The sequence below is a fragment of the Lentzea sp. HUAS TT2 genome (assembly GCF_051853195.1).
Lineage (GTDB): Bacteria > Actinomycetota > Actinomycetes > Mycobacteriales > Pseudonocardiaceae > Lentzea.
Map to the genome: position 1 here is coordinate 2,378,814 of NZ_CP196667.1, position 23,670 is coordinate 2,402,483.

At 65.0% G+C, this 23,670-nt stretch carries 18 protein-coding genes, 1 tRNA gene and 2 pseudogenes; 7 read left to right on the plus strand and 14 right to left on the minus strand.

Going from position 1 to position 23,670, the window contains the following annotated elements:
* Positions 1–12: 12 nt before the first annotated feature.
* Genes ACSHWB_RS11820 through ACSHWB_RS11830 form a run of 3 tightly spaced genes read right to left on the minus strand, consistent with a single transcriptional unit; the run spans position 13 to position 6,901 of the window.
* A complete protein-coding gene (locus ACSHWB_RS11820; RefSeq protein WP_439662082.1) occupies positions 13–4,446 on the minus strand; it encodes a DNA repair ATPase in 4,434 nt (1,477 codons plus the stop codon).
* Positions 4,443–6,368, minus strand: a complete 1,926-nt coding sequence (locus ACSHWB_RS11825) for a flotillin family protein (protein WP_439662083.1) — start codon at positions 6,366–6,368, stop codon at positions 4,443–4,445. Before ACSHWB_RS11825 ends, ACSHWB_RS11820 begins: the two co-directional genes overlap by 4 nt.
* A 2-nt stretch (positions 6,369–6,370) precedes the next feature.
* Positions 6,371–6,901, minus strand: coding sequence for a hypothetical protein (locus tag ACSHWB_RS11830; protein ID WP_439662084.1), 531 nt, complete (start codon positions 6,899–6,901; stop codon positions 6,371–6,373).
* A gap of 89 nt (positions 6,902–6,990) precedes the next feature.
* Here ACSHWB_RS11830 and ACSHWB_RS11835 point away from each other — a divergent pair, with 89 nt between their 5' ends.
* Together ACSHWB_RS11835 and ACSHWB_RS11840 are read left to right on the plus strand one after the other, a co-directional pair.
* On the plus strand, positions 6,991–7,788 hold the full coding sequence (locus ACSHWB_RS11835; RefSeq protein WP_439662085.1) for an LLM class F420-dependent oxidoreductase: 798 nt from the start codon (positions 6,991–6,993) through the stop codon (positions 7,786–7,788).
* Between the two features lie 11 nt (positions 7,789–7,799).
* Positions 7,800–8,708 carry a CobW family GTP-binding protein gene (locus ACSHWB_RS11840; RefSeq protein ID WP_439662086.1) on the plus strand — a complete coding sequence of 303 codons (909 nt, stop codon included), beginning with the start codon at positions 7,800–7,802 and terminating at the stop codon, positions 8,706–8,708.
* 2 nt (positions 8,709–8,710) lie between these two features.
* On the opposite strand, the gene ACSHWB_RS11845 is transcribed toward ACSHWB_RS11840, so the two are convergent.
* The 4 genes and pseudogenes from ACSHWB_RS11845 to ACSHWB_RS11860 all read right to left on the minus strand — a co-directional run.
* A complete protein-coding gene (locus ACSHWB_RS11845; protein WP_439662087.1) occupies positions 8,711–9,733 on the minus strand; it encodes a serine hydrolase domain-containing protein in 1,023 nt (340 codons plus the stop codon).
* Complete coding sequence (locus ACSHWB_RS11850; RefSeq protein ID WP_439662088.1) at positions 9,730–10,851, minus strand: serine hydrolase domain-containing protein; 1,122 nt, start codon at positions 10,849–10,851, stop codon at positions 9,730–9,732. Before ACSHWB_RS11850 ends, ACSHWB_RS11845 begins: the two co-directional genes overlap by 4 nt.
* Positions 10,852–10,950: 99 nt before the next feature.
* Positions 10,951–11,715 (minus strand): annotated as a pseudogene (locus ACSHWB_RS11855) (aldo/keto reductase).
* 82 nt (positions 11,716–11,797) lie between these two features.
* Positions 11,798–12,190 (minus strand): annotated as a pseudogene (locus ACSHWB_RS11860) (aldo/keto reductase); the annotation flags it as partial.
* Between the two features lie 33 nt (positions 12,191–12,223).
* Here ACSHWB_RS11860 and ACSHWB_RS11865 point away from each other — a divergent pair.
* Positions 12,224–12,299, plus strand: a tRNA-Lys gene (locus ACSHWB_RS11865).
* A gap of 78 nt (positions 12,300–12,377) precedes the next feature.
* Here ACSHWB_RS11865 and ACSHWB_RS11870 read toward each other — a convergent pair.
* From ACSHWB_RS11870 to ACSHWB_RS11900, 7 genes are all read right to left on the minus strand, one after another.
* The gene (locus tag ACSHWB_RS11870; RefSeq protein WP_439662089.1) at positions 12,378–13,310 is read right to left on the minus strand and encodes a site-specific integrase; all 933 of its coding nucleotides are present in this window, start codon (positions 13,308–13,310) and stop codon (positions 12,378–12,380) included.
* A gap of 245 nt (positions 13,311–13,555) precedes the next feature.
* Positions 13,556–13,750, minus strand: coding sequence for a helix-turn-helix domain-containing protein (locus tag ACSHWB_RS11875; RefSeq protein ID WP_319989996.1), 195 nt, complete (start codon positions 13,748–13,750; stop codon positions 13,556–13,558).
* Positions 13,751–13,767: 17 nt separating this feature from the next.
* On the minus strand, positions 13,768–15,342 hold the full coding sequence (locus ACSHWB_RS11880) for a replication initiator (protein WP_439664574.1): 1,575 nt from the start codon (positions 15,340–15,342) through the stop codon (positions 13,768–13,770).
* A gap of 26 nt (positions 15,343–15,368) precedes the next feature.
* The gene (locus ACSHWB_RS11885) at positions 15,369–16,832 is read right to left on the minus strand and encodes an FtsK/SpoIIIE domain-containing protein (RefSeq protein WP_439662090.1); all 1,464 of its coding nucleotides are present in this window, start codon (positions 16,830–16,832) and stop codon (positions 15,369–15,371) included.
* Between the two features lie 438 nt (positions 16,833–17,270).
* Entirely contained in the window at positions 17,271–17,531 is a 261-nt protein-coding gene (locus tag ACSHWB_RS11890; protein ID WP_439662091.1) for an AMED_5909 family protein, read from the minus strand.
* Positions 17,518–17,763: a hypothetical protein gene (locus ACSHWB_RS11895; protein ID WP_143091657.1), complete on the minus strand. Its 246-nt coding sequence runs from the start codon at positions 17,761–17,763 to the stop codon at positions 17,518–17,520. The genes ACSHWB_RS11890 and ACSHWB_RS11895 overlap by 14 nt, the downstream gene beginning before the upstream one ends.
* Positions 17,763–18,215 carry a hypothetical protein gene (locus ACSHWB_RS11900; RefSeq protein ID WP_439662092.1) on the minus strand — a complete coding sequence of 151 codons (453 nt, stop codon included), beginning with the start codon at positions 18,213–18,215 and terminating at the stop codon, positions 17,763–17,765. The genes ACSHWB_RS11895 and ACSHWB_RS11900 overlap by 1 nt, the downstream gene beginning before the upstream one ends.
* Positions 18,216–18,385: 170 nt before the next feature.
* Here ACSHWB_RS11900 and ACSHWB_RS11905 point away from each other — a divergent pair, with 170 nt between their 5' ends.
* The 4 genes from ACSHWB_RS11905 to ACSHWB_RS11920 all read left to right on the plus strand — a co-directional run bounded on the left by ACSHWB_RS11905 (position 18,386) and on the right by ACSHWB_RS11920 (position 23,548).
* On the plus strand, positions 18,386–19,129 hold the full coding sequence (locus ACSHWB_RS11905; protein WP_330271191.1) for a DUF5919 domain-containing protein: 744 nt from the start codon (positions 18,386–18,388) through the stop codon (positions 19,127–19,129).
* A 9-nt stretch (positions 19,130–19,138) separates the two neighbouring features.
* A complete protein-coding gene (locus ACSHWB_RS11910) occupies positions 19,139–19,609 on the plus strand; it encodes an NUDIX hydrolase (RefSeq protein ID WP_439662093.1) in 471 nt (156 codons plus the stop codon).
* 109 nt (positions 19,610–19,718) lie between these two features.
* Positions 19,719–20,525, plus strand: coding sequence for a hypothetical protein (locus tag ACSHWB_RS11915; protein WP_439662094.1), 807 nt, complete (start codon positions 19,719–19,721; stop codon positions 20,523–20,525).
* A 68-nt stretch (positions 20,526–20,593) separates the two neighbouring features.
* Complete coding sequence (locus tag ACSHWB_RS11920; protein ID WP_439662095.1) at positions 20,594–23,548, plus strand: DEAD/DEAH box helicase; 2,955 nt, start codon at positions 20,594–20,596, stop codon at positions 23,546–23,548.
* Positions 23,549–23,670: the final 122 nt, after the last annotated feature.

Below are 23,670 nucleotides of genomic sequence, written 5' to 3' on the forward strand. Positions count from 1 at the left end.
GCGACCGCGGCGCTAGGCCATGATCTCCCTGAGCCTCGCCAGGTTCGCCTCCGCCAGCGAGCCGAGCAGCTGGGCCTCACCGAGGTAGTGGTCGTCGATCAACGCCTCGACCTCGTCGTCGTTCATCGCCGGCACGATCCGCGCGGCCATCCTGTTCATGTTGCGATAGCTGCCCTGCAACAGGAACGGCTGCTCGCTCGGGTCCGCCGCGGACGCGATGTAGGCCTGGTTGACCGCGAGCACGACCTGCTGGATCCGTTGCAGCTTCCGGACCACCGAGAGCATGCGTTCGAGCTCGACGGTCTCGTACTCGTGCCGGACGCTCTCGCCGTTCGCCATGCGCACCAGCGGTTCCACGTCGACCCCGCCCAGCGTCGGGTTCGAGCCGGACGCGTTCTCCAGGTAGCTCAACGCGAACAGCGCGTCGCGGCCGGACAGCACGTCACCGAGGTTCCACACGTCCGCGCGGTTCGCGAGCATGTCGGGAACGCGGAACGCCCGGCCGGTCTCGGTGTACGGGTTGCCGGCCATCGACACCGCGAAGCGCTTGCCCCGCAGGTCGAACGTGCGCGACTCGCCGTCCCAGACGCCTTCGACCCGGCGTTGGGCGTCGCACAGCGAGATGAACTTCTGCAGCAGCTCCGGTGAGGTGTGCTGGATGTCGTCCAGGTGCAGCAGGACGTTGCTGCCCAGGGCGAACGCGAAGTTGATCCGCTCGACCTCCTGGCGTGCGGTGGCGTTCGGTGCGTCGGCAGGGTCCAGCGAGGTGACGCCCGTCCCCAGCGCCGGGCCGTTGACCTTGACGAACACCATGCCCAGGCGGTTCGCGACGTACTCCATGAGCGTCGTCTTGCCGTAGCCGGGCGGCGAGATCAGCATCAGCAGGCCGGTACCGTCGCCCAGCTGCTTGGAGAGGTTGTCGCCGATCAACGGCAGGTAGACCTCGTTCAGCAACCTGTTGCGCACGAACGTGTTCAGAACGGCCGGTTTGTAGTCGTCGAGCCGGAGCCTGCGGCGTTCCTCGGCCAGCAGCTCGTCGCGCTGGCGTTGGTACGCGCGGAAGGCGGGCACCTGCTGGGTGTTGAACTCCCGGAGCCTGGTCAGGGTCTCGTCCAGACGCAGGTCCATCGACTGGTCGTGCACGCGCGGGTGCGTGCCGAGCAGGCCCGTGACGGTCTCGGTCAGCGAGGCGCTGGAGTCGTAGCGCGGCAGATCGGTGAGCAGGACGGCGACGACCTCGGGGAACTCCGGGCAGTCCTCACCCTTGAGGAACGCCTTCAGCCAGGCCTCGATCAGGTCGCGGTCGTGGAGCTCCTCGGTGACGACCGCGCGGAACCTGTCGATCACCGTGCGGGCGGCCTTGCTGGTGACGAACCCCCTGGGCTCGCAGGCGAGTTCCTCGAACAGGTACTCGGCGGTGAGGTCGTCGAGCCCGAACTGCCTGCACAGCTCGGGAATCCCGTGCGTGCCGCCGAAGATCGTGCGCGCTCGGGCCAGTGACTCGGCCTTGCGCGCCCACACCGCGCGTTGGTCCTCTCGTTGCTCGGACCAGAAGATCTGCGCTTCCGCTCGGGTGCGCGGCGGATACCTGAGCAGTCCGGCGCCCGCTTGAAGTCGTTGCAGGACAGCGAGGATCTTCTCGGCGTCGTGGTCGTGGACGCCCTTCTCGTAGCCCTCGTCGTACCGTTCCGCGGCGGCGTTCGTGACGTCCGTGCGGCCTTCGGCGAGCAGGCACCCGGCGAGGTGCTCGGAGCGGTAGACGTGCTCCGTCTCGGAGACCAGCAGCTGGTCCCAGAACGCCTTGGTGCCGCTGAACTCCTGGTCGGTGACCTCGCTGCGGTAGTCGGTGCCGGTGACGGCGTAGTAGAGCCGGCCGTCGCGCGGCACGAGGGTGAGGTTCATCGGCTCGGTCGTCACCGGGAAGCGATGACGACCGAGCACGATCGACGCGCCGTCGTACAGATCGGCCCGGTCGCGCAGTGCCCGGCCTCCCTCTTGCCGGGCATCGCGCAGACTCGCGTCGAGCTCGTCGGCCCTGACGTCGCCGAGTTCCCTGAGCTGTTCCCCGACCGTGCGGACCTTCGCGACCATCGGGTCGCCTGCGAAGTACGTGTTGATCTCGTCGGTCGAGGTCAGCTTCCCGACGCGGCGGCGGATCGTGCCGAGCACCCGTTCCGCGGACTGCACGAGCCGGTCGGCCTTTCGCGCCCGTTCGTCGAGCAGCGTCTGCTTGCGAGCCGAGAAGGCCTCGTAGACGTCCGTGCGCTTGGCGCCGACCTGGGCGAGGAAGTCGTCGAACTCGCCGAACCGCGACTCCAGGTTCTCCAGCTGCAGCAACAGCCTGCCGAGCTGGTCGTCGCAGCGTTGCGGGGTGTCCGCGACCGACAGCGCGCCGGTGATGGCCTGGCCGAGCAGCGCGAACTCCGCCGCGAACTCGGCGCGGCCCTCCGCGTTCGCGAGCTGCGCCCTGCGACCGTCCACAGTGGCCCGTGCGCGGTTGACCGCCGCCAGCACCTCGCCGATGCTCGCGAGGATCTGCGTGCGGGTGGTCGTGTCGGCGGCGTCGAGCGTGCTGACCACCTCGGTCAGCACCTCCAGGCCGGTCTGCTGCTGCGCGAGGCGTTCGCGCAACGGCTTCGCCTCGGCCGCGGTCTTCAGCTCCGCGGCCGCGATCTGGGTGATCTCCTCGTGGTACTGGGAGAACGCGCCCTCACCGCTGAGGAACGCGACCGCCCTGCGTGCCGACGCACCGAGCTCCTCGACGAGCTCGGCCTCGCGGCGGTCGATCTCCGCGGTGTCGACGTACTTCAGGTCCTTGAGGGTGATCAGCCGGCCCTGGGCCGACCGCAGATCGGCCAGCAGCCGCACCCACTCGTCGGCGCTGCGCGGTGCGGCCGACCTGGCGAGCCTGACCAGCGACGCCAGCTTCTCGGCTGCGTTGTGGAGCTGCTGGGCGGCATGCTCGGTGAGCGTGCGGACGGCCTCGAACTCGTCCAGCACCTGCTCAGCGGTGGCGCGGACGGCCTGAACGGCCTGCTTCAAGCCCAGCTCGTCGAGCCAGTGCACGCCGTCGATCACCCTGGTGCACAGGGCGATCAGGCCCTCGAACACCGGCGCGCTCGGCGTCATCTCGGCGCTCATCCTGGTGATGGACAGGCAGTCCGAGATGCCGCGGACGAGCTCGGCGTTGCCGATGCGGGCGAGCGGGCCCGCCTGCTCCGGCAGCTCCTCGTCGTGCAGGAACGGCGTGCGCCACACCTGCATCGGGTGCACGCGCACGGCCTCCACGCCGGTCTCGCGGAAGACCACCAGCGTGCCGTCGGCGAAGAGCGAGTAGCCGTGGCACGTGATGGGGTTCGCGACCTCCTTGCGGATCACGTTGTAGGGCAGCAGGAGGCTGCGGCCCTCGCGGCGGGCGTGGAAGACGTACAGCACGTCCTCGCCGTTCGCGGACCGCACGACCCGTTCGAACTCCAGCTCGTCGGTGTCGACGTCGAACGTCTTGTCCGCGCCCGTGACCAGGTAGTAGCCGCCGGGGAAGATGATCCCCTGGTCCTCTGGCAGACGCTGGCAGGCCTGGCCGATGCCGTCGAGCCTCGTCACCACCTTGGTGCGGGTGTTGAAGACGAGGTGCCGCCACGCCGTCTCCTTGTACGGCAGGATCTTGAGGAGGATCAGCGGGCCGACGCGGGCGTAGTGGATCTCGGCGTCCGCGAGGCTCTGCAGCGGTTCGTCGACGGGCTCTTCGTAGACGCCCTCGCCGGACTCGGTGTTGTCCTCGATCTTGACGGTCAGCGTGCCGCCGACCGTCTCGACGAAGACCTCGTTGTCGATCGCGATGTGCGGGTGCCGGCCGAGCACGTGCTGCTCGCGGGTCGTCTCCACCCACGTGAAGTCGTGCGAGGGCGGGAAGACGTGGTCGCGGTCGCCGCGGTTGTCGACGTACGTGACGCTGCCGTCGACCTTGATGTCCCAGCGCAGCACGCGGATGTCCTCGATCCGCGCACCGGTCTGGAACACCGCGAGCAGCCGTGACTCGACCGTGCGCAGCTGGAGCAGCCGCGTTTCGCGGTAGTACCGGTACAGCTCCGCGAAGTCGTTGCGGAACCTCGGGTCCTGCAGGAACTCCGCCTCGACCGTGGCGAAGTCCCTGCCGTGCGCCGCGAAAACGTCCTTGACCTCGGTCTCGGGCTTGAGGCCCATGAAGACGTTGTAGCCGAACAGCATCACGTCGCCGAGAGCCACGATGTCGCGTGGCACGCAGTTGTTCTCGGTGCGGATGCGTTCGGTGGCGACGAGTTCGAGGGCCGTGCTGCCGAACGTCTCGACGCGCTGGGCGTTCAGCGCCTCGGTGCTCTTCGCGAGCCCGGCCGCCTGTTCGGCCAGCCGGGCTCGCAGCACCTCGTAGGTTCCGGCGTCCAGCCCAGGGGGATTGGGCACCGTCATGCGGCAGGGCCGTTGTTCTTGGCCATCTGGGTGAGCGCGATGGCGGCGGCGATGTTCTGCGCGTCACCCGTGGTGAAGGAGCTGAGGATCTTGGTCAGGTCCTCCGGGAAGCTGGCCGATCCGTCCATCCACTTGGACCCCAGCGCCTGCACCACGTCGGAGCCGCCGACGAAGCCGTCGACCTGCTTGCCCGCGGTGATCGAGCTGGCGATCCGGTCGAAGAACATCGTGTCGCCACCGATGATGTCGATGTCGGCCTTCTCCAGGCCGGCCGCGAGCACCATGGCCTGGGCCTCGGCGATCTCGCGCTGCACGTCGATGCCCCTGAGGCGGATCTCCTTCTCGGCCTCGAGACGGAGCCGGTACTCCTCGTGCTCGCGGGTCGCGGTGTCGAGCGCGGCCATCGCCTCCGCCTTGTGCGACAGGCCTTCCGCCTCGCCCTTGAGGCGTTCCTTGATGCCCTCGGCGTCGGCCAGGGCCTTCTCGCGGTCGACGACGGCCTCGGCGCGACCCAGCGCCTCGGACGCGGCGGCGTCGCGTTCCTTGACCAGCGCGTCCGCGAGGCCCTTCGCCGCGGCCTCGGCCTGGGTGCCCTCGGCGAGACGGATCTTGGAACGGGTGTCCAGCTCGGCGGCCTGGTTGCGCGCCTCGGCGAGCACGACCTCTTCCCGTGCCTTGTGCTGCGCCGACTGCTCCGCGGCCTCGGCGGCCTTGATGTCCTTGACCAGCGACTCCTGCGCCTCGGCCTCGGCGCGGATGATGATCTGCTGACGGTCGCGCTCGGCCTCCTCGACCGCACGCAGGCGCTTGATGTTCTCCTCCTGCTCGGCCACCGTCTTCTCGACGGCGACGCGCTCGCGCACCAGGTCGGCGATCGCGCGGCGCTCGTGCTCGAGCTCCTTGTCCTTCTCGATCATGCGCAGCGAGGTCTCGCGTTCGCGGGCGATGACCTCCAGCATGCGGTCCTTCTCGATGCGCTCGGTCTCGACGGCGATCACGCGCTCGCGGTTCTTCTCGGCGACGGCGATCTCGCGGGCCTTGTTCTCGGTCTGGATGCCGAGCTGTTCCTCGGTGCGGATGAAGGCGGTGTTGGCCTTGAGGCGTTCCTCGGCCTGCACCTTCTGCGTCTCCGCCTCCTGCTGCGCGCGGGCGGTCTCGATCTCGCGCTTCTGCTTGATCTCCGCGTCGGCCTGGCGCCGTTCGAGCTCGAGGATCGCCTCACGCGCGCTGACGTTCTGGCGCGTGATCTCCTTCTCCTCGTTGCGGGTGAACTCGTTGGTCTTGACGTGCTCGATCGCGGTCAGCTCGGTGATCTTGCGGATGCCCTGCGCGTCCAGGATGTTCGCCGGGTCGAGCTGCTTGAGCGGCGTCTGCTCCAGGTAGTCGATGGCCGCGTCCTCGAGGCTGTAGCCGTTGAGGTCGGTGCCGATGACCTGCACGATCCGGTCGCGGAACTCGTCGCGGTGGGTGTAGAGGTCCACGAAGTCGAGCTGCTTGCCGACGGTCTTGAGCGCCTCGGAGAACTTGGCGTTGAACAGCTCCTGCAGCGTGGCCTCGTGGCTCGCGCGCTCGGTGCCGATCGCCTGCGCGACCTTGATGACGTCCTCGACGGTCTTGTTGACCCGCACGAAGAACGTGATGCGGATGTCCGCGCGGATGTTGTCCTTGCAGATCAGGCCCTCGTTGCCGGCCCTGCGGATCTCGATGGTCTTCACCGAGATGTCCATCGTCTCGCACCTGTGCAGCACGGGCAGGACAACGGTTCCCGTGAACGTCACGTCGACCTTGCGCATCTTCGAGACGATCAGGGCCTTGCCCTGCTCGCACTTCTTGAACAATCTGCTCAGCGTGATCAGTGCCAGGATCAGCACCAATGCGATCACGGCGATCAGCACGACCAGCCCCGTAGAGATCGCACCCATGTTCAGCCCCCTGTGGTGATGTCCACGACCCAGAAGAACTCGCCCTCTGCGTCGTAGTCGAAGATCAACGCGGTCTGTCCCGCTTTGAGATCGGTGCTCTGCGCCGCCCGCACCTGAACGACCGCCGTACCGCCGTCGTCGGCGGTCACCTCGGCCTGCCCGTACCGCTCGGTGACCCTGGTCGTCCTGACGATCGCGGTGCGACCCACGAAGTCGTTGCGGGACGCCGGTTTCTCCGGTTTCGTCCAGCTCCTGACCGGAATGAGAAGGATCTTTGTGACGAGGGCGCCCACGAGCAGCGATCCGGCGAGGATCGCGTACCGGAGCGAGCCCTCCGGCGTGAGCACCGTGCCGACCAGCGCGGCGAACCACGTGATCACGACGAACATCGAGATGGAGATCGGCATCACCGGGGCGTCGAAGTCCAGGCCCACCAACGCCACCGTGAGCCAGTACGCCAGCACTATCAGCAACGCGAAGCTGAACACCACGGTCGGAAACGCCAGCGCGGCAGCCAGGAACTCGGTCATCATCGCCCCCCTTCTCGACATTCTGATGCACGAAACTCCGAATCCGTTGCACTTTCGGGAATGATCGATGCAGGTCGATGGTTGGCCCCGTCATGGACATCGGGGTGCAGGGGCTCAACATCGGCGGCCACGCGGGACCGGACGAGACGCGCCGGCTCGCCCAACTGGCCGAGTCACTCGGCTACCGGTCGTGGTGGGCGTCCGACCACGTGGTGCTGCCGTCGCCACGAGTAGACCCGTCACCGTCCGAACCGGACGCCGTGATCGTGGATCCCCTGACCCACCTGGCTTATGTGGCGGCGGTCACGTCCACGCTGGAGCTCGCCACCGGCATCGTGATCCTGCCCCAGCGCAACCCGCTCGTGCTCGCGAAGCAGGTGGCCTCGCTGGACCTGCTCAGCGGCGGCCGGTTCACGCTCGGCGTCGGGGCCGGCTACCTCGAACCGGAGATGACCGCGGTCGGGGTGTCGTTCGACGACCGCGGCGCACGGACCGACGAGTACCTGGACGCGATGGACCAGCTCTGGCACGCGCCCTCGCCGTCGTTCGCCGGCAGGTTCGTGTCGTTCTCGGGGGTGGACGCGCATCCGCGGCCGTCCAACGTGCGCGTGGTCGTCGGCGGGCACAGCGGTTCGGCGTTCCGGCGGGCCGTGACCCGTGCGCAGGGGTGGTTCGGCATCGGGACGCCCGACGACATCCGCGGCCACCTGGCCCGGTTCCCGTCCCGCCCGGCCGGGTTCCGGATCAGCGTGTCCGCGCAGGTGCCGCTGACTCGGGCAGTGGTCAGGGAGTACGAGGACCTCGGCGTGGACGAGCTGGTCATCTACCCGCCGATGTTCGACGGCACCGTGGAAGAGGTGCTGCGCCGGAACGCGGAGTTCACCGGCTAGCCTCGGACGTCGTGATCCCCGTCGTCGTGCTCGCCGGCTTCCTCGGTTCCGGCAAGACCACCCTGCTCAACCACCTGCTGCGCACGTCCGGCGGCACGCGGATCGGCGTCGTGGTGAACGACTTCGGGCGGATCAACATCGACGCGTTCTCCGTCTCGGCCCAGGTCGACTCGATGGTGTCGCTGTCGAACGGCTGCCTGTGCTGCGCGGTCGACGGCACCGAGCTCGACGCCATGCTGGAGAAGCTCTCGTCGGCGGACCTGGACGTCATCGTGATCGAGGCGTCCGGTCTGGCCGAGCCGGCGGCCATGGTGCGGATGGTGCTGCAGGCGCCAGGGGTGTCCTACGGCGGGCTGATCTACGTGGTCGACGCGGTGGAGCTCGGCGCCGTGCCTCACCTGGAACGCGATCTCGCGCTGGCGGATCTGGTGGTGCTGAACAAGGTCGACCAGGTCTCGTCGTTGCCTTCGCTGCCCTGTCCGGCTCCCGTGCTGCCCGTTTCGTTCGGGCGGATCGACCCGGCGTTGCTGTTCGAGGTGCGACCACCGGACCTCGGCCCGCGGCAGCTGTCGTTCGACGACCTGGACGACCACTCCACGCACGCGCACGCCTCGTACGACAGCGTGTCCTTCGAGCTCGAGGATCCGTTGCACCCCAAGCTGTTCATGGACTTCCTGAGCGCGCGGCCGGAGGGGTTGTTCCGCGCCAAGGGTTTCGTGCGTTTCCCGCTCGGCACGTTCATGCTGCACACCGTCGGCCCGTCGGTCTCGTTCACGCCGGTCGACGACGCCCCGACTCAGCTGGTGCTGATCGGGGCTGGCATCGATCCGGAGGCGCTGACGGACTGGCTGACGGCGTGCGTCGCGGACGGACCGGTCACCGAGCAGGACATGCTCTGGGTGCTCCGGTACGCCCGCTGACGTCACTTCCGGCAGAGCGCGGTGTCGATCACGTCGAACACCCGCTGGAACTTCTTCATCGGGTCGTCGCCGAACGTGCCGGGCAACGCGGTGAGCGTGACCGCCGCACTTTTGCCGCTGTCGGTCGCACCGCCCAGCGACGCCCAGCCGTGGATCGACCCGCCGTGCCCCCACCAGACCCCGCCGCAGCTGAGCTTCGTGCTCTCCAGGCCGAGGCCGTAGGCGCTCTTCTCGTCGACCGTGACGGCCTTGCGCATCTCGTCGAGCTGCGGCTTTGCCAGCAGCCCGCCCTGCAGAAGCGTTTTGAAGAACTTGGCGACGTCAGCGGGCGTGGAGACCATCGCGCCGGACGCCCACGCGGCGGACGTCTCGATCTCCGTCGCGTTGACCACCTTCGACTTCGGGTCGAGCAGGTCGCTCAGCGCGTAGGCCTGGGCGTGGCGGCCGCGGATGCGTTGCTCGCCCTGGTTCGGCCAGTAGGTGTCCTTGAGGCCGGCCTTGGTGATGACCTTCTGGATCGCCTCGCCGACCGGGCGTCCGGTGACCTTCTGGATGAGCAACCCGGCGACGACGTAGTTCGTGTTGCTGTACTCGTACTTCTCGCCCGGCTGGAAGCTCGCCGGCTTGGCCAGTGCGACGTCCAGCAGGTCGTGCGGCGCGAAGTACCGGTCCCGGATGTCGGCGATCTTCGGGACACCGACGTCCAGCACGTAGTCCGGCAGCCCGCTGGTGTGCTGGAGGACCTGGCGCACGGTGATGCGACCGTCCTTGATGTGCGGCACGTACCTGTTCGCGGGCCCATCCAGCTCGACTTTGTTGTCGGCGACCAGTTGCAGCGTCGCGACCGCCACGAACGACTTGGTGATGCTCCCGATGCGCACCTGCCCGTTGACCGGCGCGTTGCCCCTGGCTTCGTCGCGCCCGTTCACGTGGGCCTCGACGCCGGGCGTGCCTTCCTTGACGATCTGGTCGAGTTGCTGGGGGACAAGAAGACTGAGCGCCGCGACCGCGGCCACCGCGATCACTTGGCACCACACAGAGCAGCGTCCACAGTGGCCACAACAGCGTCGTGCGCCTTCATCGCGTCCTCGGGCGTGTCCTGGAAAGTACCCGGCAATGCCGTGACGGCAACGGAGAACGCCCGGCCGTCCGGCGCAACACCACCCCGCGTCTCGTACCCGTGGATGTCACCGCCGTGCCCCCAAGCCCGGCCACCACACGACAGCGGCGTGCTGGCAATGCCGAGCCCGTACTCCGCACCCGCCGGCATCTCACCGTTGGTGTCAACGGTCTTCTGCATCTCCTTCAACTGGGCCTGCGGCATCAGCTCACCCTTGAGCAGCGCGCGGTAGAAGGAGTTGAGGTCCTTGGTGGTGGAGATGATCTGACCGGCCGCCCAGCCCCAGCTGGGGTCGAGCTCGGTCACGTCCTCGATACCGTTGCCGGTCCGCGCATATCCCTGAGCGTGCTTGCCGCGGATCGTCTCGTCACCGACACCGGGCCAGTAGGTGTCCCTGAGCCCGATCTTGCGGATGACGCGCTGGTCGACGTTCTCCGCGATCGGCCGCCCGGTCACCTTCTGCGTGAGCAGGCCGAGAAGCACGTAGTTCGTGTTGCTGTACTTGAACTTCGCACCGGGCTCCCCGGTGACGGGATGCGCGTTGGCGACGTCCAGCAGCTCACGCGGCTCGAAGTACCGGTGCCGCTGCTCCTCGAACTTGTCGAGCCCCAAGAACTCCGTGTAGTTCGCCAGCCCGCTGGTGTGGTTGAGCAGCTGCCGGACGGTGATCCGATCGTCCTTGACCGCGCCGGGCAGGTAGTGGTTGATCGGCTTGTCGAGCTCGACCTTGCCCTCACCCACGAGCTGCATGACCACGGTGGCCACGAACGCCTTGGTGTTCGACCCGGCGCGCACCTGCCCGTTCCTGGGCACGGGGGTGCGTTTGTTCAGCTCGGCCGTGCCCGAGGTGTAGGCGTTCGTCCGCCCGTTGGCCTCGGTGATCGTCGCCAGCGCCGCCGGGAACTCGTGCTGCGTCGTGAGCCCGTCCAGCTGCTTCTGCACCCCGCCGCCAGCCGGCGCGGCCATCGCCGTTCCGCTGAACAACATGGCCGCTGCCAGCACTCCTACCAGCGTCTTCTTCATCCTGTGCCTCCCCTTGCCGTGGTGAGGACAGGTTTCCAATTTCGACCCCGGTGCCGCAGTCACGCACGCTTCCGTTCTCGGGGTGGAGCAGGCTCTACCTCAGTAGCGAACGTCGCTCTGCAGCAACGGCGGATAGACGTTCGACGCCTCGCCATCCACCGTCGTACCAGCGAACTGCAACATCGCCCGCAACTCCCCATGGAGATTCGCGGGGTAGTTGAGCTCGGGTTCGGAGACATCGCTGAGCCTGGCGATCTGCTCCTCCGTCAGCACGACCTCGTCCAGGTTGCTCTCGAGGTGCTCCAGCTTCCGCGCCCCGATGATCGGCACCACGGTCCCGGGCTGCGCCCTCAACCAGGCCAACGCCACAGCCGCCGCTGTCGCTTCGCTCTCGTGCGCGATCTCGGCGACCACGTCGATGACCTTGAACGCCGCCTCACTCGGCCCACCCACGAACTTGGCCCGTTCCGAGTCGCTGACCTGCACGTTCCGCGCGTACTTGCCCGACAGGAACCCGTTCTCGAGCGGACTCCACGGCACCAGCGCCATGTTCATGTCCCTCGTCAAGGGCGCGATCTCCCCCTCAACAGTCCGCGCCGACAACGAGTACTCGACCTGCAACGCGACCAACGGCGTCCACCCGTTGAGCAGCGCCATCGTCTGAGCCTGCGCCGTCACCCAGGCAGGCGTGTTGGAGAACCCGATTTACCCCACCTTGCCCGATCCCACCAGGTCGTCGAGGACCCGCATGGTCTCCTCGATCGGCGTGTTCCGATCCCAGTTGTGCATCCAGTAAAGGTCGAGGTAGTCGGTGTTGAGCCGCCGCAACGTCTCCTCGAGCTGCCGCCGCACGGCCCGCACCACCCACGTTGGGGTCGCCAGGGTGCACGTTGAAGAAGAACTTGGAGGCCAGCACCACCCGGTCGCGGTTCCCGTTGCCGCTGAAGAAGTCGCCGAGGATCTTCTCCGAGTGCCCCTTGGTGTGGAAGTCGGCGGTGTCGATGAAGTTCCCGCCGCGGTCGAGGTAGGTCCGCAGGATCTTCTCGGACTCCTCGACGCTGCACCCAGCGGCTCCGGGGTCTTCGCCGAAGGTCATCGCGCCCAGTGCGAACGGGCTGACGCGTAGTCCGGACCGGCCCAGGGTCACGTAGTGATCGAGCGGCACTTCCTGGCTCCTCGTGGCCGGTTTCTGGTGCCTCCGATTCCAGTTGCTGCCGGTTCTCGGTGGTACGGACGATCCCGCTGCCTTCTTGCCTGATCCTCTTGTCGCGGGGTGCTTGGGCCTGGTCTGGGCGTGTCGGTGGTGCGTCAACCGTGAGGTTGGCAACCCGGAGGACATGCGGAGGTGGAGATCGGTAGGCTGTCCCGGCGAGGGCTGCTAGCTCAATTGGCAGAGCAGGAGACTTTTAATCTTCGGGTTCAGGGTTCGAGTCCCTGGCGGCCCACCAAACCCCCAGGTCACAGGCCTGGGGGTTTCGCATTTCAAGATCACTGATACGCCTTTGATGCGCTTTACTCCCTGACTCTCAATCTGCGCGTTTCTTGGGTTCGCCCTGCTCAGGCCGGTCGAGCGCCCCTTCCAGCGCGTCAGCCGCCTTCCGGTCGACCGCCTTCCTCGCGAGGTAGGTGTCCTGGGTCATGGACGGCCGGGCGTGCCCGAGCTGGTCCGCGACAACCCGCGCAGAGAGCCCCGCCTCATCGAGGATCGTGGCCGCCGTCTTGCGGAAGACGTGCGAGGTCACCCAGGCGAACTCGTCCCCTCCCCGAGCCTTCCGGATGTCCCTGCGGGTGTTGGACGGGTCGCGCAGGCCTCCGAGGCTGTTCGGGAAGACCGGTCCGTTCGGGAACAACGTGACCGCGCGTCGTCGCCGCAACATGTCGAGCGCCCACCTGGGCAGCGGGAGCGTCCGCTCTCCCGCCTCCGTCTTGGTCGACTTCCTGATCAGCCCGAGCCCAGCGGCCCGGATGACCGTGTAGTTCACGTCGACCGTTCCGGCCTCGAAGTCGACGTCGTCCCAGTAGACGGCCAGCGCCTCACCGATCCGCACGCCCGTGGCCATCATGAAGCGCGACAGGTCAGGCAGGTCCTTCCGAACCGCCGCCGGGTCGGACTCCAGCATCTCCAACCACAACAGACGCTCCTCCCGCGTGAGTGCCCTGGGGCTCTTCTTCCGGCCGCTCTCCAGCGGGTCCGTGTCCCTCACGGGGTTCGTGTCGAGCGCCCGATCCCGCACAGCGATCCGCAGGGCACCCGAGATCACCGAGCGCGCCGTCTTGGCGCTGTCGACCCCGACCGACCGCCACACCGAGCCCAGGAACGCATCGATCCGCGCAACGGTCATCTCACGAATCCGCAGCTCACCGAGGCCCGGGAGGACATGCCGGCCGAGGATGCTCCGGTAGGTGTCGAGGCTGCTAGGCGACCGCTTGCCCATGTCCACGAGCTTCTGGAACTTCACCTGCCACGCCTCAAGCGCATCCTTGAACCGGCTGTCTGGCGTCAACGAGTCTCCCGTCGGACCTTTGCGCTCAGCGAGCGCCTTCTTGAGCCTCCGCTCAGCCTCAGACTTGGTCTTCCCCCTGCGAAGCACCGGCCGCGTCTTACCATCGAAATCGCGGTAGTTCGCGACGGCCGTCCAGCCTGCTTCCGTTTGATTGCAACGAATCTTGCCGTACGTACCGATGTCGAGCGGCGGACGAGCCATCAGGCCGCCTCCTCAAGCAGGTGCTCGAACCAGCTCCGCACCTCGGACGGCAAGTACCGCAGGTGCTTCCCCAAGCGCCGTGCGGGCGGGCCGTAGTTCTTGGTCCTCCAGCCGTAGAGCGTGTGAACCGGGACGTTCAGGTAGGCCGCAACGTCGCTGACTGTCCACAGTGGCTCGAACTGACGTGTCTCCATGATGTTCCCCCTTTAGATCAAGCAGCGTGCGGAGTTGCCGAACTCCCCGGAGGTCCGGCAGATGCGAGCAGCGCGGCCGTGTATTCGGCCTTCCACCTCCGCCGCTCAGCGACGGCACTCAGCAGCAGGTGTGCTCGAGGCGGCACGTTCGGGTCACCGGGCTCGATGTTGTTCCAGACGACCCGTTGGGGCTGGTCCTCGGGCTTGATCCCGACGTCCGCGAGCAGTTGCCGAACGAACGTCTTCCGGTCGTGCTTGTGGTCGGCGAGCGACTTCCCGGACCACTTCCGCGACACGAGCACCCGCCGCCCAGCAACGCCGAGCGTGGTCCTCTTGTGCGCCTTCCCCTTGCACTTGCCCGGCACCGTGGACAGCCGAGCCCCGCGAGGCTGGACGCCGTAAAGCAGCCAGATCGGACAGTTCGGCGAGCATGGCGTGACCGCGAGCTCAGCGCAGAGCCGTTCGGCGTGGTCCTCCTGGCGGGCCGTCTGCGCCTCGAAACACTCGTTGATGCTCTTGGTCAGGTACTTCGTCAGGTAGCCGATGTGTCGGCCGGCCTCTTCGGTGCCGCCGAGGATGCCCCTGGAGTGCACCTGCACCCCGAACCGCGCCACGTGGGCGGGTCGCTCCACCTGGTCGAGCGCGTCTTCCCAGGTAGGCAGGACCTTTCGCGTCTGCGGATCAACGAAGCCCTTGGCCCGGACGTCCCACACCGGCAGGCTGTCGCCGCCGTACTTGATCTCGTCATGCTCAGGCCACCAGACCTGGTGATACGTGGCCTCAGCAACCGCCCGCAGCTCCGCCCGCGAGATCGAGCCCCGAACTGCCGCGTGCCAGTGCGGAGCGAGCCGCCGCTGTGGCTCGACCGCCGAGAAGTACTGGACCTCCCACCCGACACACCTGCGAAGGTTCTGGACGAACCGATCGAGCAGCGCCGCGAAGTGCACCGCGTCCCGAGCCGCACGCCGGTAGTTGTAGCTCGCCGGGTCAACGGGCGTGCCGTCGCTGCGGACCTTGCCGTAGGTGTCGAGCGTCAGCGTGAGGAACGTCGAAGGCTGGTACTTGCCCCCGAACACCTTCCCGACCGTGCGCTTGCTGACCGGTCGCCGAGGCAGGTTGGGCGCGTCCTGCCGCCGCCTGGTCGACCGCTTCCGAGGTGCCTTGAGCGGCACTTCCAGGGAGGGGAGTGAACCGCGGACTCCGAGTTGCCGAAGTTCGGCGTCGACCTCCGCGACGTCTTCCCGGACCTCTTCGGCCCCAACTTCGTCACCCTCATCGAGGGCCAGGCGGAAGGCCTTCACAAGGTCAGCCCGGTAGGCGGTCAGCTCCCGCTGATCGTCGCTCGGAGCGTCCGACGTGAAGTCAGGCTCCTCGGAGAGGTGCCATCCCTCGCGACACTGCGCCATCCGCAGACGCCGGTTCTTCTCCGCGCAGGTAGGGCACACGCTGGCTACGGTCGAGCCGCACGGCACCGGGACGATGTCGACGCGTCCGGTGTCGAGATCGATCCGTTCCTTGGCCAGCGGCCGGACGCAGACGCCATGCTCCTCAGCGACGGCCCGAGCGATGTCGAGCGCGGCCGGCTGCTTCATCCGCTCCGAGCGAGTCAGGTACTCGGTCACGCCGCCGCCCTCCCTTCATCGCTGGTCGGGAACTCGTGCACGGTGGCCGGGGCGAGGTAGACGCCAAGCTCGACCAGGTCCGCGTCCGTGACATGGAAGGCCCTCGCGCGTTCCGGTTCGCGCTGCCCGTCATCCTTGAGCCAGGCGACGCCAGGCGTGTTCTCGCTGATCTCGTGAGCAGCCGCGCCACGTTGCCGGACGCCATCGCCAAGCACCATGTCGACCTGGACCGGCTCATCGAGCCGCAGCGCAACGCGGGTGGTGAACAGGTGCCGGAAGGAGACGACCTCCTTGCGCGGGTCCTGGACCAGGCCGACAACGGCGTAGCCAGGAGCACGTCCCTGCGAGGTAATCGTCTGGACGGCGCGCGTCGCACGTTCGCGGAGGTTCCGGTCGGGCTGATAGGCGATCAGGTCCGCCAGTTCATCCACGATCAGGACCGTGAACGGCTCGCCCGTGCCGCGCGTCCACAGGCGCCGGATGCCCCGGTACCGCGCCGCCCGTTCCTTGACCTCTGCGGCGATTTCTTCAAGCAGCGCAACAGCTTCAGGTCCGTTGTCGTAGATCACCTTCTCGAACGCGTCCGGACACTGCCCCAACTCCATGCCGCCCTTGGGATCGATCCCGACGAGTCGGACCACGCCAGCCTTAATGACCGGGGCGAGCTGCCAGACGATCGACCAGAGAACCGAGCCCTTGCCAGCGCCAGGCACCCCGACCACGAGGACCTGAGAACCGAGCAGCTTCAGCCTCCAGGGCTTACCGGTCTCGGTGCGGCCGACGACGACGCGCTTGAGGTCAACGTCCCCGACAGCGGCGAGCTGCGGCACCGCGACCGGAAGCGACAGCGGATCGGAGTGGATGAAGTCGAGCTCAAGCACGCTCGGCCGCAGCACCCGCACCCGGCAGGACCGCGCGTTGAACGAGTGCGCCAGGTTGTCCCGCCGCGCCTCCCACTGCTCCGGAGACTGCGCCGGGATCATGCGAACCCGGACCTTGTCCCGCCAGCCTTCCGACCAAACGCGCCGCAGCTTCGGGCGGTACTCCCTGCCACGGTTCTCCTTGGCCAGCTCAGCCAGCCGCATCACGGTGCGCCAGTGCGGCACGTAGACCGTGAGCCGCCGCCACTCGGTCAGGACGCGGTACCAGCCGTACCGCAGGAACGAGCCGCGATCGAGGCCGTACCAGACCGTCAGCGCGCACACGAGCGACAGCAGGGCCAGGACCAGCGGCGACAGCCCGAACTCGCGATAGCCGATGTAGCCACCGAGGCAGGCCGTGACCGCGACCGGGTACCGAACCGTCACCACGACGAGCTTCACGGCCAGTCGGCCGGCGAGCCAGATCAGCGCGAACGGCGCGAGTACGACTTTGATCCAGCCGGGCAGCCACACCCACCACGGGACCTGCGGACGTGCGCCCTCGAACGGCGCAGGATCGACCCAACGGTTGCCCTTCATCGCGCACCGCCAGCGCACTTGAGGCACTGGAAGACGCTGCCAACACTCGGGATGCGCCCAACAGGCTGAAACGCTCCCGACTCAGTGGTGTGCTGTGTCTTGCAGGTCAGGCACTCGAAGCCCTCAGCCTGCGCGGCCGTGAGTTCCAACGTCTCCAGACTGCCGCCGTCGAGCATTACGACGTAACTGGAGACGGTCTGCTTGCTGGAGATCATCCGATCCCACAGCAGTTGCTTTGTGGCCCTGTCTGGCGCAGGAATGCGCCCAGGCTCTACGCTCATCTTGTTCACTCCTGAGTTGGGTGGACAACGCAGGAGCGGCGAGGTTGGTAGCCGGGTTCCGCTCCTGCGTCTCACGTTCTCTTTGCACCGCAACAAGACGTGCGGCATCGCCACGTGACCCAGCAGAGTCACGCGCTCTGTCCAATAAGGACTTCTTCTACTTCTTCGCCGTCTTCGTGACCTTGATCGCCTCCCCCTTCTCGCGCTCACGGTTCGCCCAATACATGGCCTCGTGGTGGTGGCTGCGGTCGCTCTCAGCGACTCGCGCGTAGATCGCAGCGGAGCGGAGGTAGTAGTCCCGCAGAACGGCGGGAGCGGCCTTGGGGTTGGGCAGGAGCTTGCTCAGCACGTCGTGCGCCTCGCTCAGCGTCCGGACCTGTTCAGCGAGGCCCCAGTGTTTGGCCTCAGTCGCGGGCATCGGAAGCCTCCTCCGCCAGGGCATGACGCCCCTCCTGCCGAGCGGCCGAAGCCTGGAGAGCGCGCCACCCCTGGTCGAGGACATCCCGCAGCTGCGGGACCACATCCCGATCAACCACGAGCACGGCGGGGAAGGCGTTGCCGAAGCGGATCTCGATCCGGTCGGCGAACGGCATCGCGAGCGGCCGCATCGGCACGCCGTCGGTGAGGTGAACGCGCACCAGGTCAGGCATCACGCCGCCTTGGCAGCTGGCTTGCCGACGACCGGCTTCATGCCGGAGGCCCGCAGGCTGTAGCCGAGCTTCGCGCGGCAGCGGTGACGCTCACCCGCGTGCACCCCACGGCAGCCCTTGTCATCGATCCACGGCGTGACCGTCAGCCCCTCGAACACGACCGGCCGGACGTCCGTGCCGGGGATTGCCTCCGGTGGCACCGGCTGGTGAGGCGCGGAGATCTTGACCGTGACGACCGCGTCCGTCTTGCGCTCCGCAGCCTGGTCGATGACGAGCACAGACCACACGAGGAGACCAGTCTCCTTGTCCTTCTCCTGCTCGGGCGGCAGCCCCTTCGACCGCTCTTCGGCGGACTGGAACTTGAGCACGGGCTCAACGCCCATCACGAGCGCGCCCCTGGGAAACACGAAGTCGTGACCCGCAGGGAGCCTGCTCCCACCTGTGATCGCCATCGTGGCTCTCCTGTCGTAGGTGTCGTCCAGACCGGTTGTCTGGAGTTCTCGACACCTACGACTTTCGGCTGAAAACCGGGACGTGAGCACCGCATGGCGGGACTTCTAGAGACGTCCCTACTAACGTAAGACGTCCCTAACGTCCCCGAGGACGTCCGAGAGGAGCGATCATGGCGAACGAGCGACTACGAGATGCGTTGCTGCGCAACGGACTCACATACGAGCAGGTAGCCAAGGCCACGGGCGTCGACCAGAAGACCGTCGAACGCTGGATCACGAAGGGCCGAGCGCCGTACCCGCGCCACCGCAACACCATCGCTTCGATGGTCAAGGAGACCGAGACGTACCTGTGGCCGGACGCGGTCGCCCCGGAGAGGAAGGCAGAGATCACCGAGTCCGAGGTGGTCAAGCTCTACCCACACCGGAACTCGATCCCCCCAGACCTGTGGGACCACCTCATCACCAATGCCACCCGGCACGTGGAAGTGCTGGTGCACGCCGGCATCTTCTTGGTGGAGCGGCCGACGTTCATGCGCGACCTCGCCAACAAAGCCGCGAACGGTGCCCGTATCCGGCTGATCTTCGGTGACCCGGCCAGCCGCGAGGTTGCCAAGCGCAGCGACGAAGAGCAGCTCGGCAAGGGCACACTCGGCTCTCGCATCCGCAACGCACTGGCGTTCTATCGACCCTTGGTGGGTGTGGACGGTGTGGAGATGCGCTTCCACAAGACCACGCTCTACAACTCGATCTTCCGCTTCGATGACGAGATGGTTGTCAACACGCACGTCTACGGCTTCCAGGCCGCACACGCTCCGGCGCTGCACCTTAGGCGGCTCGCTGCGGGTGATCTCTTCGAGACCTACTCTGAGAGCTTCGAGCACGTCTGGAACCTGTCCAAGCCAGCAACGTTCTGAGGGAGCCACATGGCCCGCGTGGACTACTTCCACGACCCGAACGCCCCTAAAGCCAACAGCTTGCGCCCCGCAGTGAGCGCGTTCGTCCAGGACCAGGAAGGACGGATCCTGATGATCCGTCGAACCGACAATGACAAGTACGCGATCCCAGGTGGGCAGCAAGAGGTTGGCGAGACCCTTGCACAAGCTGCGGCACGAGAAGTCAAAGAAGAGACCGGTATCGACATCGAAGTGACCGGCCTAGTCGGCCTGTACTCCAACCCAGACCACGTTATTGCCTACGACGACGGCGAGATCCGCCAGGAATTCTCCATATGTTTTCGAGCCAAACCAGTGGCCGGCTCCCTCAAGACGAGCGCGGAGTCCAAAGAGGTCGAGTGGGTGGACACAACCCGACTCCTCGGACTGGATATTCACCCATCTGTCCGATTGCGGATCGAGCATGGGCTTAGTAGACGAAGTGAGCCGTACTTCAGCTGAGCCACCGACATCACCCTCATGGACCAGTGCCAGTCTCACGATTGAGAAAGCTGTAACTACACACAAGGTTCTGACGATCAGAAGGGTACGTCGGGACCTTGGAGCAGAGTTGATCATCCACGCATTCGCCGAGATACACACTTTGGCCGATGCATGCATCCCGAATACAGCTTCAGACATCAGCGGTTGGACGGTTGACGAGTGGCATCTCGATGACAGCCAAGTCGATCTGCTAGCTCAGGCATACCTTGCAGTGCTCAGAGGCGATATCGACAGCACGGTCGAAGACGAACTCAAGCGTCTCGGAATCCCTATCGATGAACTGCTGATCGCCGATAATGACTCACTGGCACTAGTTACCCGATCTGATGCGATCGAGATTGCTGCGATTGCAGCCTTGATCAAGGCCGATAACTGGCCGGTTGACACACTGTACACGCCCAACGTACCAAAGATGAGCCGGAAGAAGAGCGACTCCGGGATCGATGCGATGGCTGCCAGCTTGGACCCGTCCGCCGGCCCCAACACGCCTCTCTCCCAAGACGAAAAGCTGTACGTGTGCAGCGTAAAGCACACCCTGCAGGCGTCATCCAGCACACTAAGACGAGACCTCATTGCGTCTGTTTCGGATGTCGAGCTAACTCCAACCTACCTGGCTGCTCAACTCAGAGTCCTAAAAGGCCATCTGGATCAGGTGAGCATTCCGAATAGCTCACGAATATTCTTCTTCATTGATCAGTTCGTGCAGAACGAAAACGTTCGAATCCACGGCGTCGCAGCCGTCAGCCCCGAACTCTTGCCGGATCTGGTAGACCAATTGACAAGACACTTGCCAGCGCGAACTGTAGCCAACCATGCAGTCCGCGCAATCGTCATACCTAACCTTGCGCAACTTCATGACAGGTGCCGCCCGTGACCGCGCCGGGTCGCTACACCCCAGCCCGCAACACTCTGCGTAGAGCACGCATCGGGCGAGCGCTCAACATGCAGCTAGCGGACGAAGCTTTGCGTGCCCGAGAGGAGCTCCTGGAGCTACTCCTCCGGCACGCGGATAACACCACCATCCGGTTTGACTCACTCGCCGAGTGGCAAGTAGATAGCGTCTGCTCGATTGCGCAAGTCGAGGAAACTGAACCAGACCTGGACCGCCTGATAGTGCTTCTTTTATGCATTCGTGTTCTTGCTAATGACGGGCAGTTCGCCCGAATGCGAACACTAAAACTTCGCCTGCGGTCGATAGCAACTCGCCTCAACGAGGACCGCGTATACTTGCGGGCCGCCACCGACTCTCTCGCGGACCTTCTTGATGGACAAACAAATCGCGCAGTCGCGAAAATGACCAGCGCACTTGGCCTCGCTAGAGGAGGCCCTACACAGGCCGCTCTGCCAAGGACAACAGAGAATCTGCACGACCTACTTGCTCTTGCTGCGCTGCACTCCGCATTCTCAGCCGCAGATCGAAGCGGTCTTACAAACTCCCGAAAAATAGCAATCGCGAGCAACAATCCGGTACTTTTGGCCTTCAGTGACGCAGTAGAGTCACTGATTGATGCGTCCTCAGAAGCCAGCACCATCACACATACATCCGCGCATGATTCTTCCTATCAGCTTCCCCTTCTCCAGCAGTACCTCGCAGAGCGAGGAGTGGACACACTCTTTCCTTCGCAAATTCAAGCTCTACAAGCAGGCATAACAGAAGACATCAACAAAGTTGTCGCTCTACCAACTTCGAGCGGAAAAACTTTCATAGCCGAACTTCGCATCGCCGCTACACTTGTACGAAATCCGGGAAGCAGGGCTATCTATATCGCCCCCTATAGACTGCTTTCAAGGCAAGTTGAGAGATCACTTCGAACTGGTCTTCGTCCTTTAAGTTTCCAGGTGGCCGACCTCGGCTCGTCATTTGACACCGAAGTTACGTCCGAGGATTTCGCGCACGGCTTACCGGATGTCGCCGTCGCCACACCTGAACGCCTTGATGCCCTGCTCAGGCTGTCGACTACAACCAGACCAGGAAGCGACGAAGCACGAGAACTACTTGCGAGCACCAAGGTTATCGTGTTTGACGAGATACAACTTCTCGGACGTGAAGGGCGAGGACAACGGTTCGAGCTGGTTCTCACAAGGTTGAGGATGTCTTATCCCTCAATAAATATCCTTGGCCTCGCGGCCGCAACCTACGGTACCGACACGTTGGCCGATTGGATTAGTGGTGACGCTCCGGTCACGGGCGCCAAGCGGCCAACAGGGACAATCGAGCTAAGGTGGGAAACCACCGGAAGAATCATGCAGCGCGTAGGAAACCTTGAATCCAGGATCGGTGATATTTCCCGCAGGAACGCCTCCGACGACGCCGCAAAGTTGATCCTGCAGTTTGACAGCGAGTACGCACCGATTCTTGCGGTAATGACCTCTCGACCACTGGCCGAAAGTCTTGCTCGCAAGGTGTTGAAAGCAAATACTCGCGCAGGAGAGACCTGGCGCGAGTCACTTTCAGAACCGGATCGAGAGCTCCTTGAGTCCGCAATAGAAGAAACCCGCACGCTTCTTGGCGAGGAGCACCATCTAGCCGAATTACTCCAAGAAGGAATCGCGTACCATCACGCTGGTCTACCCTCTCACGTCTTACGCCACATTGAAATGCTGTGCTCTCGACGAATCCTTCGCGTTCTATCCGCAACAACCACCGTGGCCGAGGGCGCAGACCTGCCCTTCCGTGTCGTAATCATCCCTCATTTGAATTTCCCTTCCGCAACACGTCGCCTAGAACGCGATCTTTACCAGAACATCGTTGGAAGAGCAGGCCGGGCGGGCGTAGCGATGGAAGGCATGGTCTTTGTCTTGGAGACAAGCGCAAAGACCTTGGCGAGTTGGGTTAAAAACGGTCTATGGAGTGCCGCAGAGCCGAGTGCGGTACATGGCAGACTAGATGCCCTACTGTCTGCACCAGCCGAGTTCTACTCCGCCGAGTTTGAAGAGTTCAAAACTCAGATTCTCGCTTGGATTGGTGAGGCTGGAAACCAACTCGAAGACCAGCCTCTCGCTCTATCGAACGCAACTTTGACCAGCAGGCGCGACCCTAGAGCAGCCCAGTCGGTTCGTCTTCTGGTGGATCGAGCACTCCGACAACTCGAAGACGAGGGATTGGCGCGCTCTGCCAGCCCGTACGCGCTTACTGATCTAGGCAGCAGATCTCGAATCGCAGGATTGTGCAGCTTTAGCTGCTTGCGATTGGACCAGCTAGTTCGAAACGCCTACACTCCGTTATTCGATTCTCTTGTAGGCGCAACTGAGGTCAGCGACGAACAAGCCATAGAGATCGCTCGGTTATGTCTGTCATCAATTGAAAGCCTACAACATTCACTCTGGCTGAAGGTTCGCTTTCCCAGTACAGAGGCCTCCGAAGCGGCACTTCGCGAAATTGTTGATGGAACACGTCCCTGGCCCCTATCAGACGAGATGTTCCAAAGCGACGTGCAACTGCTCTCACGGTGGATCCGCGGCGCTTCCTACACAGAACTTGGTCAGATAGCCCCTGTTGTTCAGGGCAACAACGGTCTGTACCGAGGAACAAATGTATCGAAGCGTTCGTCAGACGCGTCCGAGTACCTTGGCCGACTGGCACTACCTACATCGTGGACATGGTCGGCGTCAAAGGCAATGCTAGGCGATGCGAATGACCTGATCCCGCCCTTTATACGGCAATGTATCGAGCAAGGGGTCGCATCCGAAACAGCCTCTAAGCTGGTTAACATCTGCGGAGTCACTCGGAATGGTGCGAACCTTGTTGCCGACACTCTGGGCACAGAATGGCTGGTTGCAAGATCTTCTCTTGAACACCTAGATGATAATTCATTGCAAAGCCTGAGTGTTTCAACACTTGACGCACGGCGTATTGCCGAACTGAGAGAGCGCCTCCGGGGCAACCAAGCCTTTTAGGGCTACCAACAGTTCAATCGTTGCTTCATCCACCGAAGTGCTGCGGCCTGATTAGCCTCTCAGCAGCTGGGGAGCTTGCTTGCGCACGCTGGCCCCTGCTCCTCCTCGCTGGCACCACGGAG

Excerpts from the sequence above, each read along its gene's own strand:
- ACSHWB_RS11825 (WP_439662083.1), bottom strand. The coding sequence starts at position 6,368 with ATGGGTGCGATCTCTACGGGGCTGGTCGTGCTGATCGCCGTGATCGCA.
- ACSHWB_RS11905 (WP_330271191.1), top strand. The coding sequence starts at position 18,386 with ATGGCGAACGAGCGACTACGAGATGCGTTGCTGCGCAACGGACTCACA.
- ACSHWB_RS11875 (WP_319989996.1), bottom strand. The coding sequence starts at position 13,750 with ATGGAGACACGTCAGTTCGAGCCACTGTGGACAGTCAGCGACGTTGCG.
- ACSHWB_RS11890 (WP_439662091.1), bottom strand. The coding sequence starts at position 17,531 with ATGCCCGCGACTGAGGCCAAACACTGGGGCCTCGCTGAACAGGTCCGG.
- ACSHWB_RS11895 (WP_143091657.1), bottom strand. The coding sequence starts at position 17,763 with ATGCCTGACCTGGTGCGCGTTCACCTCACCGACGGCGTGCCGATGCGG.
- ACSHWB_RS11850 (WP_439662088.1), bottom strand. The coding sequence starts at position 10,851 with ATGAAGAAGACGCTGGTAGGAGTGCTGGCAGCGGCCATGTTGTTCAGC.
- ACSHWB_RS11920 (WP_439662095.1), top strand. The coding sequence starts at position 20,594 with ATGCAGCTAGCGGACGAAGCTTTGCGTGCCCGAGAGGAGCTCCTGGAG.
- ACSHWB_RS11820 (WP_439662082.1), bottom strand. The coding sequence starts at position 4,446 with ATGACGGTGCCCAATCCCCCTGGGCTGGACGCCGGAACCTACGAGGTG.
- ACSHWB_RS11880 (WP_439664574.1), bottom strand. The coding sequence starts at position 15,342 with ATGAAGCAGCCGGCCGCGCTCGACATCGCTCGGGCCGTCGCTGAGGAG.
- ACSHWB_RS11885 (WP_439662090.1), bottom strand. The coding sequence starts at position 16,832 with ATGAAGGGCAACCGTTGGGTCGATCCTGCGCCGTTCGAGGGCGCACGT.
- ACSHWB_RS11830 (WP_439662084.1), bottom strand. The coding sequence starts at position 6,901 with ATGATGACCGAGTTCCTGGCTGCCGCGCTGGCGTTTCCGACCGTGGTG.
- ACSHWB_RS11900 (WP_439662092.1), bottom strand. The coding sequence starts at position 18,215 with ATGGCGATCACAGGTGGGAGCAGGCTCCCTGCGGGTCACGACTTCGTG.
- ACSHWB_RS11835 (WP_439662085.1), top strand. The coding sequence starts at position 6,991 with ATGGACATCGGGGTGCAGGGGCTCAACATCGGCGGCCACGCGGGACCG.
- ACSHWB_RS11910 (WP_439662093.1), top strand. The coding sequence starts at position 19,139 with ATGGCCCGCGTGGACTACTTCCACGACCCGAACGCCCCTAAAGCCAAC.